General features: G+C 68.6%; 15 protein-coding genes. 3 read left to right on the forward strand and 12 right to left on the reverse strand.

The window, feature by feature from the left end:
- From DPV74_RS29600 to DPV74_RS29630, 7 genes are all read right to left on the reverse strand, one after another.
- Window positions 1-560: DmsC/YnfH family molybdoenzyme membrane anchor subunit (locus tag DPV74_RS29600; RefSeq protein ID WP_162923168.1), on the reverse strand; the 560-nt coding region annotated here is incomplete at its 3' end.
- Between the two features lie 37 nt (window positions 561-597).
- Complete coding sequence (locus tag DPV74_RS29605) at window positions 598-1,344, reverse strand: 4Fe-4S dicluster domain-containing protein (protein ID WP_048026277.1); 747 nt, start codon at window positions 1,342-1,344, stop codon at window positions 598-600.
- A 16-nt stretch (window positions 1,345-1,360) separates the two neighbouring features.
- Window positions 1,361-4,297 (reverse strand): molybdopterin oxidoreductase family protein, encoded by a 2,937-nt coding sequence (locus tag DPV74_RS29610; protein WP_119338473.1) that lies wholly within the window; start codon window positions 4,295-4,297, stop codon window positions 1,361-1,363.
- A 223-nt stretch (window positions 4,298-4,520) separates the two neighbouring features.
- The gene (locus tag DPV74_RS29615) at window positions 4,521-5,945 is read right to left on the reverse strand and encodes an amino acid permease (protein WP_027791249.1); all 1,425 of its coding nucleotides are present in this window, start codon (window positions 5,943-5,945) and stop codon (window positions 4,521-4,523) included.
- Window positions 5,946-6,134: 189 nt separating this feature from the next.
- A complete protein-coding gene (locus DPV74_RS29620; protein WP_021157628.1) occupies window positions 6,135-7,550 on the reverse strand; it encodes an FAD-binding oxidoreductase in 1,416 nt (471 codons plus the stop codon).
- 504 nt (window positions 7,551-8,054) lie between these two features.
- The gene (locus tag DPV74_RS29625; protein ID WP_027791248.1) at window positions 8,055-9,359 is read right to left on the reverse strand and encodes an MFS transporter; all 1,305 of its coding nucleotides are present in this window, start codon (window positions 9,357-9,359) and stop codon (window positions 8,055-8,057) included.
- Between the two features lie 128 nt (window positions 9,360-9,487).
- Entirely contained in the window at window positions 9,488-11,143 is a 1,656-nt protein-coding gene (locus DPV74_RS29630; RefSeq protein ID WP_059694267.1) for a GMC family oxidoreductase, read from the reverse strand.
- Between the two features lie 189 nt (window positions 11,144-11,332).
- Here DPV74_RS29630 and DPV74_RS29635 point away from each other — a divergent pair, with 189 nt between their 5' ends.
- Complete coding sequence (locus DPV74_RS29635; protein ID WP_119338475.1) at window positions 11,333-12,157, forward strand: IclR family transcriptional regulator; 825 nt, start codon at window positions 11,333-11,335, stop codon at window positions 12,155-12,157.
- Window positions 12,158-12,260: 103 nt separating this feature from the next.
- Here DPV74_RS29635 and DPV74_RS29640 read toward each other — a convergent pair whose 3' ends face one another.
- The 4 genes from DPV74_RS29640 to DPV74_RS29655 form a co-directional block, all read right to left on the reverse strand.
- A complete protein-coding gene (locus DPV74_RS29640; RefSeq protein ID WP_027791245.1) occupies window positions 12,261-12,584 on the reverse strand; it encodes a hypothetical protein in 324 nt (107 codons plus the stop codon).
- A 115-nt stretch (window positions 12,585-12,699) separates the two neighbouring features.
- The gene (locus DPV74_RS29645; protein ID WP_027791244.1) at window positions 12,700-13,722 is read right to left on the reverse strand and encodes a DUF2891 domain-containing protein; all 1,023 of its coding nucleotides are present in this window, start codon (window positions 13,720-13,722) and stop codon (window positions 12,700-12,702) included.
- 19 nt (window positions 13,723-13,741) lie between these two features.
- Window positions 13,742-14,692: a DUF979 domain-containing protein gene (locus tag DPV74_RS29650; RefSeq protein WP_119338476.1), complete on the reverse strand. Its 951-nt coding sequence runs from the start codon at window positions 14,690-14,692 to the stop codon at window positions 13,742-13,744.
- Window positions 14,689-15,378 (reverse strand): DUF969 domain-containing protein, encoded by a 690-nt coding sequence (locus tag DPV74_RS29655; protein WP_060085046.1) that lies wholly within the window; start codon window positions 15,376-15,378, stop codon window positions 14,689-14,691. The genes DPV74_RS29650 and DPV74_RS29655 overlap by 4 nt, the downstream gene beginning before the upstream one ends.
- Before the next feature lie 338 nt (window positions 15,379-15,716).
- Here DPV74_RS29655 and DPV74_RS29660 point away from each other — a divergent pair, with 338 nt between their 5' ends.
- Window positions 15,717-15,941, forward strand: a complete 225-nt coding sequence (locus tag DPV74_RS29660) for a hypothetical protein (protein ID WP_027791241.1) — start codon at window positions 15,717-15,719, stop codon at window positions 15,939-15,941.
- A gap of 57 nt (window positions 15,942-15,998) precedes the next feature.
- Here the strand turns inward: DPV74_RS29660 and DPV74_RS29665 are convergent, their stop codons facing one another.
- Complete coding sequence (locus DPV74_RS29665) at window positions 15,999-16,427, reverse strand: hypothetical protein (RefSeq protein ID WP_060173209.1); 429 nt, start codon at window positions 16,425-16,427, stop codon at window positions 15,999-16,001.
- A 347-nt stretch (window positions 16,428-16,774) separates the two neighbouring features.
- Between DPV74_RS29665 and DPV74_RS29670 the strand changes: the two genes are divergently transcribed.
- A partial coding sequence (locus tag DPV74_RS29670; RefSeq protein WP_119338477.1) for a response regulator occupies window positions 16,775-17,198 on the forward strand: 424 nt, incomplete at its 3' end.

Below are 17,198 nucleotides of genomic sequence, written 5' to 3' on the forward strand. Positions count from 1 at the left end.
AGCGTCAGCACGCACGCGGCCGCCGCGAGCCGGCCGACCAGCGCCGGCGCGAGCCACGCGGCGCAAGCCGTCGCCAGCGTGCAGCCCGACGCGCAGCCGAGCAGCACGAAGTTCACGAGCGTCAACGGGCTCGCCCATTCCTGCAGGAAACGCAGGCACGCGTAGATCATCGCGGTACACACGAACAGCGCGACGCTCGCGAGCGCGCCGGCCGCGCCGATCAGCAACGTGCCGGGCCAGCCGAACAGGTGGGCCACGCCATACGCGAACGCGCACGCGAGAAACACCGGCAGCGCGATGCATTCGCGCGACAGCCACGACGTGCGCCACATCGCGATCGCGCGCCACGCGCGTTCGGGGTGGCCGAGATGGAAGAACGACGCGAACAGGCCGAGCACGCCGAGCGCGCCCGACAGCGCGGCGCCCGTCACGTAGAACGCGGCGGCCACGTCGACGCCGGCCAGGCGCGCGAGCGCCTCGACGCTCACGAGCGTCAACAGCAAACCCTGTGCGGCGCCGCACAGCGTGGTGAGGAAAACGACCGAAAAGGCTGGACGCATGGCAACTCCGTCTGGTTCTGGATGAAAAGCGCGGGGCTCAGCGCTGCGTCGCGAGCGATACGAGATCGACGTCGCCACGCGCCGCGCGAGCTTCGAACGAGTCGCTCTCGTCGCGGCCGGTCGACCCGCTGCCGCATCCGCCGCCGCTGCCGCATGCGCACGACGCCTCGGTCTTCACGCGCGGCAGGTAATGGTTCGACGGCCGCGTGCCCCATTCGGGCATCAACGCATAACCGCCGCGCTCGCGGATCGCGCGCGACACGTCCGACTCCGGATCGTGCACGTCGCCGAACAACCGCGCCGACGTCGGGCATGCGAGCACGCACGCGGGTTTCCGATCGCGTTCGGGCAGTGCGTCGTTGTCGATGCGGTCCGCGCATAGCGTGCACTTCGTCATCTCCTTGCGGCCTTCGTCGAGTTCGCGCGCGCCGTACGGGCATGCCCACGCGCAGTACTTGCAGCCGATGCACTTGTCGTAGTCGACCAGCACGATCCCGTCCGACTTGCGCTTGTAGCTCGCACCGGTCGGACAGACGGGCACGCACGGCGGATCCTCGCAATGCAGGCACGACTTCGGGAAATGGATCGTGTCGGTCATCGGGAACACGCCCGCTTCGTACGTCTGCACGCGGTTGAAGAAGGTGCCGGACGGATCGTCGTCGTACGGGCGCAGATCGGCGAGACTGCCGGCTTCGCCCGACGTGTTCCATTCCTTGCAGCTCGTCACGCAGGCATGGCAGCCGACGCACACGTTCAGGTCGATGACGAGGGCCATCTGGGTCATGGTCGTGCTCCTTCGATCAACGGTCGTCAGGTTTCGGGCCGGCGGAAGTCGCGCGCCGCAGCCGCGCGGCGAATGCGCCGGTGCCCGCGAAATACGCCTGCACGCGCTGCAGCACGCGCGGCGTGCCGGGCAGCGCCGGCATCGGCGCGAACTGCGGCAGCGTGGTCGCGGCATCCGCTTCGGCCGGATAGATCCGCACCTGCACGTCGTACCAGCCGGCCTGCCCGGTGATCGGATCGGAGTTCGACATCCGCGCGCCGTCACGCGCCGCATCCGGCAGCTCGTCGGTAATGACGTGGTTCAGCAGGAAACCGCGCTGCGACTCACCCGCCTGCGGCCCGAGGTTCCACGCGCCGGCCGCCTTGCCGATCGCGTTCCACGTCCACACGGTGCCGGGCTCCACGGCCTCGCTGTAGCGCGCGCGGCAACGCACCTTGCCCCACGGCGATTCGACGTAGATCCACGCGCCGTCGTCGATCTGCTGCGCGGCGGCCGTCATGGGGTTCACGAACAGATGGTTCTCGCCGTGGATCTGTCGCAGCCACGCGTTCTGCGAATCCCACGAGTGGTACATCGCCATCGGCCGCTGCGTGATCGCCGCGAGCGGATAGCGGCCCGCGTCGGTCAACCCGCTTTCGAGCGACCGGTGCCAGAACGGCAGCGGATCGAAATAACGCGCGATGCGTTCGCGCAGATGGTCGGGCGGCTGGCGGCCCGACGTGCGGCCCTGCGCGGCGAGCCGGAATTTCTGCATCACGTCCGAGTAGAGCTGGATCACGATCGGCACGCCGAACTTGCGCATCCCGTTGTCGACCGCCCACTGCATGTAAGGCCCGTTGCAGTTGCGCATGTACTGCAGCGGCTCCGGCAACCGGTGGTGGTACACGCAGTTGTTCTCCGCGTAACGCTTCCACTGGTCGGGGTTCGGCTCGCCGACGACGGCCTTGTCGCCGTCCTTGCCGCGCCAGCCGATCAGGAAGCCGGTGCCCGAATCGGGCGCGGTCTGGAAGTTGACGACGAAATCCGGATAGTCGCGGTACTTGCGCTGCCCGTCCGCCGTCGTGAAGGCCGGAAACTTCAGCCGGCTCGCGAGCTCGATCAGCACTTCCTGGAACGGCTTGCACTCGCCGGTCGGCGGCACGACGGGCACGCGCACCGAGTCGACCGGGCCGTCGAATTCGGAGATCGGCCGGTCGAGCACCGACATCACGTCATGCCGTTCGAGGTAGGTGGTGTCGGGCAGGATCAGGTCGGCGAACGCCGTCATCTCCGACGCGAACGCATCGCACACGACGAGGAACGGGATCCGGTATTCGCCGTCGTCGCGCTTGTCGACCAGCATCTTGCGCACTTCCGTCGTGTTCATCGACGAATTCCACGCCATGTTGGCCATGAAGATCAGCAGCGTATCGATCGGATAGGGATCGCCGCGCCACGCATTGGTGATCACCGAATGCATGAGCCCGTGCACCGCGAGCGGGTATTCCCAGGAGAACGCCTTGTCCAGCCGCGCGGGCGTGCCGTCCGGATGCACGAACAGGTCCTCGGGGCCGGCGGGCCAGCCAAGCGGGCCGGTCGCAAGCGGCGTGTTCGGCCTGATCTGGCCGGGATCGTTCGGCGGTTTCGCCGACGGCGGCACCGCGCGCGGATACGGCGCCTTGTGCCGGAAGCCGCCCGGCCGGTCGATCGTGCCGAGCAGCGACATCAGCACCGCGAGCGCGCGGATCGTCTGGAAGCCGTTCGAATGCGCGGCGAGCCCGCGCATCGCATGGAACGCGATCGGCACGCCCTTCACCGTCGCGTGTTCCTTGCCCCACGAGTCGGTCCAGCGCACCGGCAGCTCGATCGCATGCTCGCGCGCGACCGTCTCCATCTCGCGTGCGAGGCGGCGGATCGTGTCGGCCGCGATGCCGGTGATGTCGGCCGCCCACTCGGGCGTGCAACCGGCCACCTGTTCGCGCAGCAGCGTGAACGACGGCGCGACGGGCGTGCCGTCGTCGAGCGTGTAGCGGCCGTCGAGCGCCGGTTCGGCGCCTTCCGTGTGATGCAGCACCGCGCGGTTCGTCTTCGTGTCCCACCACATCCGGTTCTGCGGATACAGCGCGTTGACTTCCGGCGCGCCGGCGTCACGCACGAACAGGCCGAACGTGTCGGCGCCGTCGCGCTGGTCGACCAGCTCGGCCGCGTTCGTGAAGCGCGACACGAATTCGAGGTCGAACGCGTCGCGCGCGATCAGCTCGTGCATCAGCGCCATGAACAGCGCGCCGTCGGTGCCGGGGCGAATCGGAATCCATTCGTCGGCGATCGCCGCGTAGCCGGTGCGCACCGGATTGATCGCGATGAAGCGGCCGCCCGCGCGCTTGAACTTGCCGAGCGCGATCTTCAGCGGATTCGAATGGTGGTCTTCCGCGGTGCCGATCATGAAGAACAGCTTTGCGTGGTCGAGATCGGGTCCGCCGAATTCCCAGAACGAGCCGCCGATCGTGTAGATCATCCCGGCCGCCATGTTCGCCGAACAGAACCCGCCATGCGCCGCATAGTTCGGCGTACCGAACTGTTTCGCGAACAGGCCGGTGAGCGCCTGCATCTGGTCGCGGCCGGTGAACAGCGCGAACCGCTTCGGATCGGTCGCGCGCAGGTGCGCGAGGCGCTTTTCGAGCACGTCGAACGCGACGTCCCACGACACCGGCTCGAACTGCGCGTCGCCGCGCTCGGCGCCCGGCTTGCGCATCAGCGGCTGCGTGAGCCGCGCGGGCGAATACTGCTTCATGATTCCCGACGAACCTTTCGCGCAGATGACGCCCTGGTTCAGCGGATGCGCCGGATTGCCGTCGATGTAACGCACCTCGCCGTCGCGCAGGTGCACGCGGATGCCGCAGCGGCACGCGCACATGTAGCACGTCGTCGTCTTGATATCGGCCTGCTCGTCGCGCTCGCGTGCCCGATGTTCCATCGTCTGTCCTCGTTCGCGGATGAGGGCGCCCCCCGCGGGGCACGCCCGTGAATCGATTCGTCCATGCTAGTCGCGCCGGCCGCCGACATAAAGTCGCATCCTCCGATCGGTTCTATCGCGCGGCCCGATAGTTGGCCGCGCGATCCATCGGGCCGCCGCCGGCGCCGCATGCGCAAAGACCCGGCTTGCATGCCGGGCCTTCGACGTCATGCGTGACCGGGCATTACCGCGGCGGATACGCGAGCAGTTCGCTGTCGTCGAGATGCTCGCGGCGGCTGCGGCGCGTGAGTCCGTAAGCGACGACCAGCACGGCGAGGCTTGCGACGCCGAGCCACAGCGGCTTGCGCTGGTCCGGGATGAACGCCATCGCGACGAGGATGCCGACCATGCCGACGATCGCGACCCAGGTGAGGTACGGATACGCCCACATCCTGACGCGCAGCTTGCTCGCGGCCACCGGGTCGAGACGCTTGCGCAGGCGCAGTTGCGAGAACGCGATCAGCACGTACACGAACAGCGCGACGGTGCCGTACGAATTGACGAGGAACGCGAACACGGTATCGGGCGACACGTACGACATCACGACCGACACGTAGCCGAACACCGTGCCGAGCAGGATCGCGCGCACCGGCACGCCGCGCTTGTTGACCTTCGCGAGTGCGGCCGGCGCATCGCCGTGGCGGGTCAGTGCAAACAGCATCCGCGACGCCGCATAGAGGCCCGAGTTGAGCGCGGACAGCACGGCCGTCAGCACGATCGCGTTCATCACGTTGGCGGCGGCCGGCAGGCCCATCACTTCGAGCGCGCTGACGTACGGCGTGGCCATCTGATGCGAATTCCACGGCACCAGCGCGACGACGAGCGCGACCGAGCCGACGTAGAACACCAGCACGCGGGTGATCACCGAATTGGTGGCCTTCGCGACGGCTTTCGCGGGCTCCTTGGCCTCGGCCGCCGCGATCGTGACGATCTCGGCGCCGAAGTAGAAGCCGGTGGCCGCGACCGCCCCGCTCATCACCGGCCCGATGCCGAGCGGCATGAAACCGCCGTGGCCGAGCAGCGTCGGCAGCACGGAAGTCGTGTGCATCGACGCGGGCCACAGGCCGAGCACGTAGAGGCCGCCGAGGAACAGGAACACGATGATCGCGCCGACCTTGATCGACGAGAACCAGAACTCGAACTCGCCGTAGCTGCCGACCGAGATCAGGTTCGTGAGCGTCAGCACGACCAGCAGCGCGAGGCTGATGATCCACGCCGGTGTGTCGGGCAGCCAGAACTGGATCAGCTTGGCGCCGGCGACCGCTTCGAGCGCGACGACGATCACCCAGAAATACCAGTACATCCAGCCGGTGAGGAAACCCGCCATCTTGCCGGGCCCGCGCCAGTTGCCGAACGCGAGCCGCGCGTATTCGTAGAACGAGCCGACGGCCGGCATCGCGCAGGCCATCTCGCCGAGCATCCGCATCACGAGCACGACCAGCCCGCCCGTGATCAGGAACGACAGGATCGCGGCCGGCCCCGTCTGCTGAATCACCACGCCGCTGCCGACGAACAGCCCGGCACCGATCACGCCGCCAAGCGCGATCATCGTCATGTGGCGCTGCTTGAGCCCACACTTCAGGTCACTCTGGTTCATCGAGGGTTGCATGTCTTCTCCATATCCAGTTGTCCGGACGCCGCCCGCGCCACCGTCGGGTGAACGCGGGCGCCGCCGGCGACGGCGCGTGCAGGGGCGCCTGCAGCCCCGGCCGCACGGATTTCCGCTGCTTTTCTTGTGTTGGACGGCCCGGCGCGCGTTGCATCACCCCGGGCGATGTGCACTGCGTTCAGGGCTTTTTCAGGGCTTTTCGTCGTTCCTGAAGTACGACAGGTAGAGCATCCGCTGCCCGATGCGCCGGAACGGCGCGAACGGGTGGCCGGGCAGCGGCGACGTGAAGATCGGCAGCGTCTGGCGTGCGCCCTTCCCCGCGATCTGTTCGGCGAGCCGGCGGCCGGCCTGCTGCGAATACGACACGCCGTTGCCGCCGTAGCCGAGCGCGTAGTACACCGACTGGCGCGGGTCGGGCTGGCACACGCGCGGCATCATGTCGTGGCTCACGTCGACCCAGCCCCACCACGAATAATCGATCTGCACGCCGCGCAGCGCGGGAAACTTGCGCGCCATCCCTTCCTTCAGCAATTCGACATGGCGCGGGTTCGGTGCATCGTCGCCGGTGATCGCGCTGCGGCTGCCGATCTGCAGACGGCGATCGGGCAGGAAACGGTAGTAGAAGCGCAGCGTACGCGTATCGGTCAGCACCTGCGTCGTGCGGAAATTGCACGCGTCGATTTCCGCGTCGGTGAGCGGGCGCGTGACCATCGAATTCGACAGGATCGGCATCACCTTGCTGCGCAGCGACGGATGCAGCGTCTGCGCCGTGTACGCGCCGGTCGCGATGCCGACCGCGCGGGCACGCACGACGCCGCCGGGCGTGCGCAGGTGGTGCACGCCGTCGATCGTCTCGAAGCCGAGCACCGGGCTGCTCGTATGCACCTTCGCGCCGGCTGCGCGCGCGAGGCGCAGGTAGCCGAACGCGAGCTTCAGCGCATGGATGCCGATGCCTTCCGGCTCGTGCAGCGCGCCGGCCGCCTCGTGGTCGTTGATGAATTCACGGCGGAAGGTTTCCGCGCTCAGCAGTTCGGACGGGTAGCCGAACACGTCCTTCCACACCTTCGCCTCGGCCGCGAGCTTCGCCATGATGCGCGGACGGTGCGCGATCAGGAAATGGCCGCCCGGCTGCGGATCGCAGTCGATTTCCGACACCAGCGACTTGAAGTGTTCGAAGCCTTCGAGGATCTCGTCGTGCATCTTCAGCGCGACGTCCTTGCCCCAGCGCTCGATCCACTGCGAGCGCGACAGCCGGCCCGACGCGTTCTGCCCCTGCCCGCCGTTGCGGCTGCTGCAGCCCCAGCTGGTGCGGTTGGCCTCGAGCACGACGGCCTTGATGCCATGGTCTCGCGCAAGGCACAGCGCGGTCGCGAGGCCCGTGTAGCCGGCGCCGATGATCGCGACGTCGACGTCGAGGTCGCGCGTGACGGGGCCGTCGTCGGGCGGCGGGTTGCCGGCCGTCGCGACCCAGTAGGTCGGCGCGTACTGCTTGCCGCAACCTGGCCCCGGCGACACGAGCGGATCGTAGGTCGGGTCGTAACGCGTATCGTTCGACCGGCCGCCGGCAAAACCGCTCGCGGTGCGTTCGATGGAAGGGGTCGACATGGTCAGACCTCCGATGCGGGCTTGCCTGCCGCGCCGCAACGGGCGCGCGAGGCGATTCGACTGACTGATGCGGGGCGTACGCTCGCCGGGCGGGCGAATGCTGCCGACTGCCTGTTGGTCATGCCTGTCTCCTGATCGTTCTCTTCGGGTCGATCGTGTTCAGATGCTTCAATGCGGCGATCTGTCGAGGAAAGTGTAGGCAGGCCGTTTTTTGGCAGGTAGGGCCAGTGGGCCGGATTCGCTTGGACCAGCGTGCGAGGGTGCCGAACGGCGGGGAGTGGCGGTGAATGGCGGGCAACCGCGGGCGGGCGGCGGCAGTCGCGGCGCGGGCTGTCCCCGGACAATCGGGAGCCCGAACGGCGGGGCAGCAGCGGACGAGCGGTTGGCGGCAACGATCAGCGGCGCGGGCGCGGACACGGGCGCCGCCGACCGATGATCGACGACCGACGACCGCCCCGTCGAAACGGCCCCGCGCCCCGCCCGCTCCATCCGCCCCGCCCGCCGTCACATCGCGCGCACCGCGACCTCGGCCACGCTTCCGCGCTTCTCGATCGCCCGCGCGGACACGATCGACAGGAGTGCAGACAACATCACGTACACCCCGACGAGCCACGGCGCACCGCCGTTCACGCGCAGCAACGCGGTCGCGACGATCGGCGTCAGGCCGCTCGCGAAGATGCCCGACACCTGGTAGACGAACGAAATGCCCGTGTACCGCACGTTCGCGTCGAACAGCTCCGCGAACAGCGCGGCCTCCGGCCCGTACGCCATCGCGTAGAAGATCCCGAACGGGATCACCAGCGCGAGCCATACGGCGAGCAGGTTCGACGACTGCGTCTGCAGCAGCCAGAACGCGGGCAGCACCGACAGCCCGCACAGCGTCGCGCCCCACCGGTACACCCGTGCGCGGCCGAGCCGGTCGGACAGGCTGCCGAACACGGGGATGAACCCGCACATCACGACCGCCGCGCTCATCACGCCGAGCAGCGCGTCGCCGCGCGAGATCGACAGGTTGCGCGTCATGTAGCCGATCGAGAACACCGCGAACACGTTGAAGAACACGCCGTCGATATAGCGCGCGCCCATCCCGAGCAGGATCGCCTGCCGGTAGTTGGCGAGCAGTTCGACCACCGGCAGCTTCGTATCGCGCCGCTGGCGCTTGAGCGCGACGAATTCGGGCGTATCGGCCACCCGCGTGCGGATGTAGAAGCCGACCGCGACGAGCAGCAGCGACGCCGCGAACGCCACGCGCCAGCCCCATGCGAGGAACGCGGCGTCCGGCAACACGCGCGACAGCGCCGCGACCACGCCGGCCGCGAGGCACAGCCCGATCGCGAGCCCGATCTGCGGCAGGCTCGCGTACAGCCCGCGCCGGTGCGGCGGCGCATATTCGTACGCCATCAGCACCGCGCCGCCCCACTCGCCGCCGAGGCCGATGCCCTGCAGCACGCGCAGCGTCAGCAGCAGCACCGGCGCCCACATGCCGATCTGCGCGTAGGTCGGCAGGAACGCGACGCCGGCCGTCGACACGCCCATGATCAGCATCGTCAGGATCAGCGCGGACTTGCGCCCGACGCGGTCGCCGAGATGGCCGAACAGCAAGCCGCCGAGCGGCCGCGTGACGAAGCCGACCGCGAACGTCGCATACGCGAGCATCGTCGACACGAACGGGTCGCCCGCCGGAAAGTACTGCTTGTCGAACACGATGCCGGCGACCACGCCGTACAGGAAAAAGTCGTACCACTCGACGGTCGCGCCGATCACGCTGGCCGCGGCCACGCGTCGGACGACCCGGGATTCGATTGCCATGCGAGCTTCTCCAGGTAAGGATGCGCCGCAACCTGCCCCGACGCCGTACCGGCGGGGGCATCGATGAACGCGCGGCGGCCGTCCGGGCGCAGGCGCACGGGCCACGCGGGGAGATGCGTGGCGAGGCCCTACGCGACGGCCTCGGCGGCCGGCGCGACGCTGCGGCCGCGATCGGCGGCGCGCGCGTCCTCGAGGATCATGTCGGACGCCTTCTCGGCGACCATCACGATCGGCACGTTGGTATTGCCCGATACGAGGGTCGGCATGATCGAGCAGTCGACCACGCGCAGCCCGCGCGTGCCGTACACGCGCAGCCGCTCGTCGACGACCGCGAGCGGATCGCTCGCGACGCCCATTTTCGCCGTACCGGACGGATGAAAGATCGTCTGCCCGTATTCCCGGCAGAACTCGAGCAGCTCGTCGTCCGTCTGCGCGTCCGCGCCCGGCCGCACCTCGCGCTTCATCAGCGGCGCCATCGGCTCGGTGGCCGCGACGCGTCGCGCGAAGCGCACGCCGGCCACCGTCGTGCGGCGGTCGCGCTCGGTGTCGAGATAGTTCGGCTGGATCGACGGCGCGTCGCGCGCATCGTCGGTGCGGATTCGCACGGTGCCGCGCGATTCGGGCCGCAGCTGGCAGATCGAATACGTGCAGCCGGGAAACGGATGCACGCTGCCGCCCGCCGAATCCGCCGACAGCGTCGAGAAATGGAACTGGATGTCGGGCGTCGCCGATTCGTCCGGCAGCGCACGGCAGAACATCCCGCCCTGGTTGATGCCGATCGCGAGCGGGCCGCCGCGGAACAGCGCCCATTGCAGCCCCATCTTCGCGCGGCCGACCCACGAATGCAGTTCGTCGTTGGTCGTGATCGGCTTCGTCACTTCATAGATCAGACGAATCTGCAGATGATCCTGCAGGTTCTCGCCGACGCCCGCCCGATCGGCGACGACCGGAATCCCGTGCCGGCCCAGCAGCGCGGCCGGCCCGACGCCCGACACCTGCAGCAGTTGCGGCGACTGTAGCGCGCCGGCCGCGAGGATCACCTCGCGCAGCGCACGCACGTCGTGGACCTTGCCGTGCTGCACGTACCGCACGCCGGACGCCTGCGTGCCGTCGAACAGCACCTTCAGCGCCTGCGCATCGGTTTCGACATGCAGGTTCGGCCGCCCGCGCGCGGGTTTCAGGTAGGCCACCGCCGTCGAGCAGCGCAGCCCGTTGCGCGTGGTGAGCTGGTAGTAGCCCACGCCCTCCTGGTCGCCCGTGTTGAAATCGTCGACGGTGCGCACGCCGAGCCGGTTCGACGCGGCGACGAACGCATCGACGAGTTCGTGCCGCTGCCGGATCGCGGAAGCCCACAGCGGGCCGCCGGTGCCGCGCGTCGGCCCTTCGCCGAGCGTGTTGTGTTCGAGCTTGCGGAAATACGGCAGGCATTCGCGCCAGCTCCAGCCGCGATTGCCGAGCGCGGCCCAGTGATCGTAGTCCTGCTGCTGCCCGCGCACGTAGATCAGCCCGTTGATCGAGCTGCAGCCGCCGAGCGTGCGGCCGCGCGGCCAGTACAGGCGGCGGTTGTGCATGTTCGGATCGGGATCGGTGTGGAAGCCCCAGTTGTACACGGGGTGGAACATCGTCTTGCCGTAGCCGATCGGCACGTGGATCCACATATAGCTGTCGGCGGGGCCGGCTTCCAGCAGGCACACCGTATGGCGGCCGCCGTCGGACAGCCGGTTGGCGAGGACGCAACCGGCCGATCCCGCACCGACCACGACATAGTCGAAGCTGCGTGTCATTCCGTGTCTCCGTTCCGGGGTTTTGAAAAAATCCGGTATGTTTCGTCCAAATTTATTGAGCACACGGAGCACGTACAAGCCGATTTATTGTCCACGCGGCGAATGTGGTACAAAAACCGTTCAATTCGTTTCATTTCCATCGCACACACACCATCCCGGGACGCACGCCGATCCCGACGGAGGAGACACATGCGCGAACCTGCCCCCGCGCTGCCCGACGGCGCGCCCGCCGACGACACGCGCGTGCTGCGCGCCCTCGCCGTGCTCGAAGCGCTCGCGTCGGCCGGCCAGCCGTACACGCTGTCGCAGCTCGCCGCGCGGCTGCATATCCCGAAGGCGACGCTGCTGCGGCTGATCGAGTCGCTGGAGGCGCGCGGCTACGTGATCCACATGCCCGACTCGCGCGGCCACGACCGCGGCATCGCGCTCGGCCCGCGCGCCGCGCAGTTCGCGCTCGCGGCGCTGTCGAACAACACCTTCACGCGCGGCTGCCGCTCGGTGCTGCGCGCGCTCGTCGACGTGCTCGGCGAAACCTGCAACCTCACCGCGCTCGACGGCGACACGGTGCTGTACGTCGAACGCGTCGAGACGACCGAGCCGCTGCGGCTCGAGATGCGACCCGGCATGCGCGTGCCGCTGCACTGCACGGCGAGCGGCAAGCTGTTCCTGTCGCAGATGAATGCGCTGGAGCGCAACGCGATGCTCGCGCGGCTCACGCTGAAGAAGATGACCTACCGGACGCTGACCGATGCGCAACTGCTCGCGGCCGAGCTCGACCGGCTCGCCGCGCGCGGCGTCGGCATCGACAACGAGGAATTCGTGCGCGGGATGGTGGCCGTCGCGGTGCCGGTGAAGGATGCGGCGAGCGGCCGCTTGCTTGCGGCGCTCGCCGTGCATGCGCCGACCGCGCGCGCGACGCTCAACGATCTGCTGGAGAACGTGCCGAAAATGCGCGACGCGGCGACGCGGCTCGCCCCGCTGCTGCAGGCGGCCGATGGCGCGCCGGCGGGTTGAAGCGGCTTTGCGCGGTCACTCGGTCACTCGGTCACTCGGTCACTCGGTCACTCGGTCACGCGTTCAAGCGTTCAAGCGTTCAAGCGTTCAAGCGTTCAAGCGTTCAAGCGAGGTGATAACGCAGCCAAAAGGTTTCGCGGCACGCGTTGTCGAACGTCATCCGCGTCGGGCCGATCGGCTGCGCATCGGGATGGCGAAGCACGTCGTAGTCGATCCAGCACTCGGCGCACAGCAGGTCGGACGGCGCGCGGTCCTGCTCGACCGAGCGGCGCACGATCGCGCCGTTGTCGAAGCGGTATTCGGTTTCGTCGCGCGTGACCTCGACGTCGTCGTCGGTCCAGCGGTCGTGCGACGTGACATGCGACACGATCGACACCGGGCCCGCGAGCCCGTGGATCGCGGCGACGTAGGAAATGAGCTTGTCCATGGCGAGGCGGCGAACGAAGGGATGGCCGCCTCGCGCAACATGGATGGCACGAGGCGGCTCGAGCGGCGAGTATAGCCGCGCATCGATGACCTTGCCGCCCGTGGGGTTTCGCGCGCTACGCCTCCAGCGCGAGCAACGCGAACGTCGCGAGCCAGTGCTCGCCCATGTAGTCGCCGGCCACGTGCGCGAGCGCGCTCGCGAGGTGCCGGCCGGCCGCATCGAGCAGCTTCGCGCGCCGCGCGTCGCCTTCCGGCAGCGCGCCGGCGAGCGCGCGCTGGCACCACGCGCGGCTCAGGTTCAGCCCGTCGAGATGGGCGATCTTGCCGTCGCTGCGATCGCTGACCGTCGCCGGCTCGAACAGCGTCGCCGGCTCGCCGCGCGCGAGATCGGGCAGGAAGCGCGCGAACCAGCCGTCGAATTCGGCGGCCGGCAGCACGCGCCGCATCAGCTCGGCCTCCATCAGCGCGGGCGACAGGAATTCGTCGCCCGACGGCTCCCACGCCTGGCACGCGACGTCGTTCAGGTGCCAGCGCTTCGCGGTATCGACGATCAGCGCCGCGAGCCCGTCGCGCTGCGTGTCGCGCGCGAAGTCGAGCGTGAGCGCCAGCGCGAACGCGGTGTTGAAGTGCGTGCCGACGCGCAGCGGATAGGTCGCTTTCGGCAGGAAGGTCTCGAAGCGCGACACGAACAGGTCGGTGAGCGGTGCCATCGTCTTCGCCCAGCGCGCGGCCTGCGGCAGCGCGCCCCTCAGCGCCAGCCGCTCGAGCTGCGCGGCGAGCGCGAGCAGCCACGCCCAGCCGTAAGGCCGCTCGAAGCCGCTGTTGTGCGGCAGCGCGAGGTACGCTCGCTCGCCGGCGACGTTCGCATCGGTGAAGTGCGCATCGACGATCGCGACGATGCGTTCGGCCTCCGGCAATGCCGGGTAGCGTTCGAGCACGCGGAGCACGAGCCAGTAGCCGTGCACGCACGAGTGCCAGTCGTAGCTGCCGTAGAAGATCGGGTGCAGCGCGCGCGGCCCCTGCACGTCTTGCGGGCCGGCGAGCGAATGCGTGAGCTTGTTCGGATATTCGCGGGTCAGGTGCGCGAGCGCGAGCGACGCGAACTTCGACGCGAGTTCGGGGGTGAGTCGGTCGGTCATGAGGATCTCGTCCATCGAGTCAGAAGCGGAATACGAACGCATACATCAGCAACGTGTTCACGGCGAGCAGCAGCACGGCGGTCGGCCACTGCACCTTGATCACGCCGTTCTTGTCCTTCAGTTCGAGCAGCGCCGCCGGCACGATGTTGAAGTTCGCGGCCATCGGCGTCATCAGCGTACCGCAGAAGCCGCTCAGCATCCCGATCGCGCCGACGATCGCCGGGTTGCCGTGGAACTGGTGGACGATCAGCGGCAGGCCGATGCCGGCCGTCATCACGGGGAACGCGGCGAAGCCGTTGCCCATGATCATCGTGAACAGCGCCATGCCGACCGTATAGGCCGCGACCACCGCGAACGGCGAATCGATCGGCACCCACTCCTTCACGAGCCCCGACACCACCCCGCCGACACCCGCGACCGCGAACAGCGCGCCGAGCGCCGCGAGCATCTGCGGCAGGATCGCGGCCCAGCCGACCGCATCCATCGTATGGCGTGCCTCCCTCACCGCATGCACCGGCGAATCGCGCAGCATCGCGAGCGCGACGGCGAACGCGACGAGCGTGCCGAGCACGAGCGAGATCAGCGTCACGCTCTTCTGGTCGACGAACGGCACGCCCTTCAGCGCGAACGTCCCGATCAGCGTGACGACCGGAATCAGCAGCGCGGGCAGGAACAGCCTGTTGCCGAAACGCTGCGCGAGCGTCTCGCGGCGCACGGCCGCGGTTTCCCCGGCTTCGTCGGACTTGCCGCGCCCGAGCTTGCCCGAGCCGGCGAGCACCGCGAGCGCGATCGCGAGGCAGCCCGTCACGAAGTGCGGCAGCAGCGCGCCGAACAGGAACGTGACCGCGTAGATCGCCCAGAACGCGAAATTGACGATGCGGCGCGGGTTCGTGCGGTCCGTCAGGTTGAAGCACGCGAACGCGGCGAACATCAGCCCCGCGAGCGTGTACAGCGATTCGAGGCCGATCATCGCGCGCCCTCCCGCCCGACCAGGCCGAAGCCGCGCGTGAGCCGGCGGTCGAGCAGCGCGAGGCGCGTGCAGTGGATCAGCAGCGCGGCGATCGCGGTCGGGATCGCCCACACCGACAGGTGCAGCGGTTCGATGGAAATCCCGTTCTGTTCGAGAAAGCCCTTGATCAGCAGGATCGACTGGATCGCGATGAAGATGTCCTCGCCGAAGAACACGGCGACGTTGTCGGCGCCCGACGCATGCGCGCGGATCTGCTGGCGCACCGCTTCGGGCAGTTCGCCATGCCGGTTGACCGCGGCGGCCTCGGCCATCGGCGCGATCAGCGGCCGCACCATCTGTGCATGGCCGCCGAGCGACGTGAGGCCGAGCGCGGCCGTCGCCTGGCGCAGCACGAAGTACAGCATCAGCACGCGGCCGGTGGTGGCCGCCTGCACACGCGAGATCATCCGCTTCGCCTGTTCCTTGAGCCCGTTGCGCTCGAGCAGCGCGATCACCGGCAGCGTCAGCCAGATGAGCCCCATGTAGCGGTTTTCGGTGAACGCCTTGCCGAACGCGCTGACGATGTCGACGAGATTCAGACCGCCCGCCAGCCCCGTCGCGAGCCCCGCGATCGTGACCACCAGCAGCGCATTGAAGCGCAGCGCAAAACCGATCACGACGATCGGCACCCCAATCAGCACCAGCATTGCTCCTCCTTGTATCGGACGCGCGGCGCCTTGGCAACGCGCCGCCTGCCCGGTTTGGACCGGGCTCTGACGGCGCAATCTAGCACGAGACTTTATCGATAAAAAGTCGACAATTTGCTGCTTCGGGTAAACGTTGAAGGGTGCGGACACCGTGCCCGAACCATGTGTCGGCGACGTTTCATCCGAGGAATCGGTGGCTGGCCGGCCGGCGCGGACGCACCGGTCGCGGCACGCGCGTTGCCGCCCCGGAGGGCGGCGTGCGACGGGCCGCCGCGCGTGGCGGAGCACCGGTGCGCCGACTAAACTGGAAAGCATCGGCAACGGACGGGAGAGCCGCCATGATTGACGTATTCCAGACCATCGGCAGCCGCGCGTTCTCCGCTCATCTGGCGAAGGACGGGATGGTGACGCTGATGGAGCAACGCCATGAGGTCGATCGCGTGACGCTCGCGACCGCGTATGCCGCGCTCGTCGAGGAAGCCGAGCAGGAAGACGACCTGCTCGACGCGACGGTCGAAGGCATGATGCGCGCGCTGATCCAGGGGTACGCGCGCAGCCATTGACGGCGCGGCCGGTTTCCTCCGGCGCCCGTCGAAGCGGAAAACGGGCCTGCGCGGGCGCTACGCGGCCGGCGTGCCGGCGCCCATGTCGAACCACCGGCCCGCGCGCAGTTGCCGGTAGTCGGCCTGCGTGAAGATCCTCAGCAGGTTCGCGACCGCGCCGTTGCTGGCGCGGTCGAGCGCCGTCATGAAGGCTTCGACTTCGTCGCGGCCGGCAAACAGGATCGTGCTGAAGTAGCGTTCGCGTTCCGCGTCGGACAGGTTCGTCGCGCTCAGCTGGTATGGATGGTGAAGCGCCGCGAACAGGAAGTAGTAGCGCTCGGCGTCGTCGCGCAGCACGCGCACCGCGTCGGGATCGACCGGGAAATCGCGGTGGAACGACGCATGTCCGCTCTCGATGTAGATCCGGTACAGCAACCGGCCGTCATGCTCGGTGACGATCGGCGCCCACGGGGCGCGGCTGACGAGTACGGTGTCGGGCACGGCCATCCTGAATTCTCCTCGTCTTTTGCTTCGAAGCCGCCACGGTAACATGCCGGCTTCCGCGGCCTGCCGTGCCGAAACCGCGCGGCCGTGCACGCACGCGCGGGCCGGCCCGGCTCCGCCGCCCGCCGCAAACACCGCACAGTCATAGAGGAAACGCACTGAATCGGCGCAATGCGCAAATTTTTCGATTGCCGCCGCCCGCGCCGCATGACAGCATTCGGGGCGTCGCCAACCGAAAAGAATGCCGTGCCGTCCGGCCGCCGATGCCGTCCGGCGGCGCCGAACAGGCCCCCTCCTTCCATGAACCCGGCCCACCTCCAGCATCACGAACCGACCGGAGAATTCCGCTTGTGAACATCGGCATCGTCAACGACCTCCCGCTTGCCGTCGAGGCGATGCGCCGCGCGATCGCGCGACGGCCCGAGCACCGCGTGCTGTGGGTCGCGACCGACGGCGCGCAAGCCGTCGAACTATGCGCCACGCAGCCGCCCGACGTCGTGCTGATGGACCTGATCATGCCGAAATTCGACGGGATCGAAGCGACGCGGCGGATCATGCGATCCGAACGACCGTGCGCGATCCTGATCGTGACGAGCTGCATCGGCGCGAATGCGTGGCGCGTGTTCGAGGCGATGGGCGCCGGCGCGCTCGACGCGGTCGATACGCCGCGGCTCGGCGACGGCTCGGCCGGCGACACGACCCGGCTGCTGCTCGCGAAGATCGACCAGATCGGCCGCCTGCTCGACGCGCCCGGCGGCTCGCGCCTCGCCGGCA

The organism is Burkholderia sp. HAN2018 (assembly GCF_024704855.1).
GTDB classification, from domain to species: Bacteria; Pseudomonadota; Gammaproteobacteria; order Burkholderiales; family Burkholderiaceae; genus Burkholderia; species Burkholderia cepacia.

Excerpts from the sequence above, each read along its gene's own strand:
- DPV74_RS29645 (WP_027791244.1), bottom strand. The coding sequence starts at position 13,722 with ATGACCGACCGACTCACCCCCGAACTCGCGTCGAAGTTCGCGTCGCTC.
- DPV74_RS29620 (WP_021157628.1), bottom strand. The coding sequence starts at position 7,550 with ATGTCGACCCCTTCCATCGAACGCACCGCGAGCGGTTTTGCCGGCGGC.
- DPV74_RS29655 (WP_060085046.1), bottom strand. The coding sequence starts at position 15,378 with ATGCTGGTGCTGATTGGGGTGCCGATCGTCGTGATCGGTTTTGCGCTG.
- DPV74_RS29610 (WP_119338473.1), bottom strand. The coding sequence starts at position 4,297 with ATGGAACATCGGGCACGCGAGCGCGACGAGCAGGCCGATATCAAGACG.
- DPV74_RS29605 (WP_048026277.1), bottom strand. The coding sequence starts at position 1,344 with ATGACCCAGATGGCCCTCGTCATCGACCTGAACGTGTGCGTCGGCTGC.
- DPV74_RS29630 (WP_059694267.1), bottom strand. The coding sequence starts at position 11,143 with ATGACACGCAGCTTCGACTATGTCGTGGTCGGTGCGGGATCGGCCGGT.
- DPV74_RS29615 (WP_027791249.1), bottom strand. The coding sequence starts at position 5,945 with ATGCAACCCTCGATGAACCAGAGTGACCTGAAGTGTGGGCTCAAGCAG.
- DPV74_RS29635 (WP_119338475.1), top strand. The coding sequence starts at position 11,333 with ATGCGCGAACCTGCCCCCGCGCTGCCCGACGGCGCGCCCGCCGACGAC.
- DPV74_RS29660 (WP_027791241.1), top strand. The coding sequence starts at position 15,717 with ATGATTGACGTATTCCAGACCATCGGCAGCCGCGCGTTCTCCGCTCAT.
- DPV74_RS29640 (WP_027791245.1), bottom strand. The coding sequence starts at position 12,584 with ATGGACAAGCTCATTTCCTACGTCGCCGCGATCCACGGGCTCGCGGGC.
- DPV74_RS29625 (WP_027791248.1), bottom strand. The coding sequence starts at position 9,359 with ATGGCAATCGAATCCCGGGTCGTCCGACGCGTGGCCGCGGCCAGCGTG.
- DPV74_RS29665 (WP_060173209.1), bottom strand. The coding sequence starts at position 16,427 with ATGGCCGTGCCCGACACCGTACTCGTCAGCCGCGCCCCGTGGGCGCCG.
- DPV74_RS29650 (WP_119338476.1), bottom strand. The coding sequence starts at position 14,692 with ATGATCGGCCTCGAATCGCTGTACACGCTCGCGGGGCTGATGTTCGCC.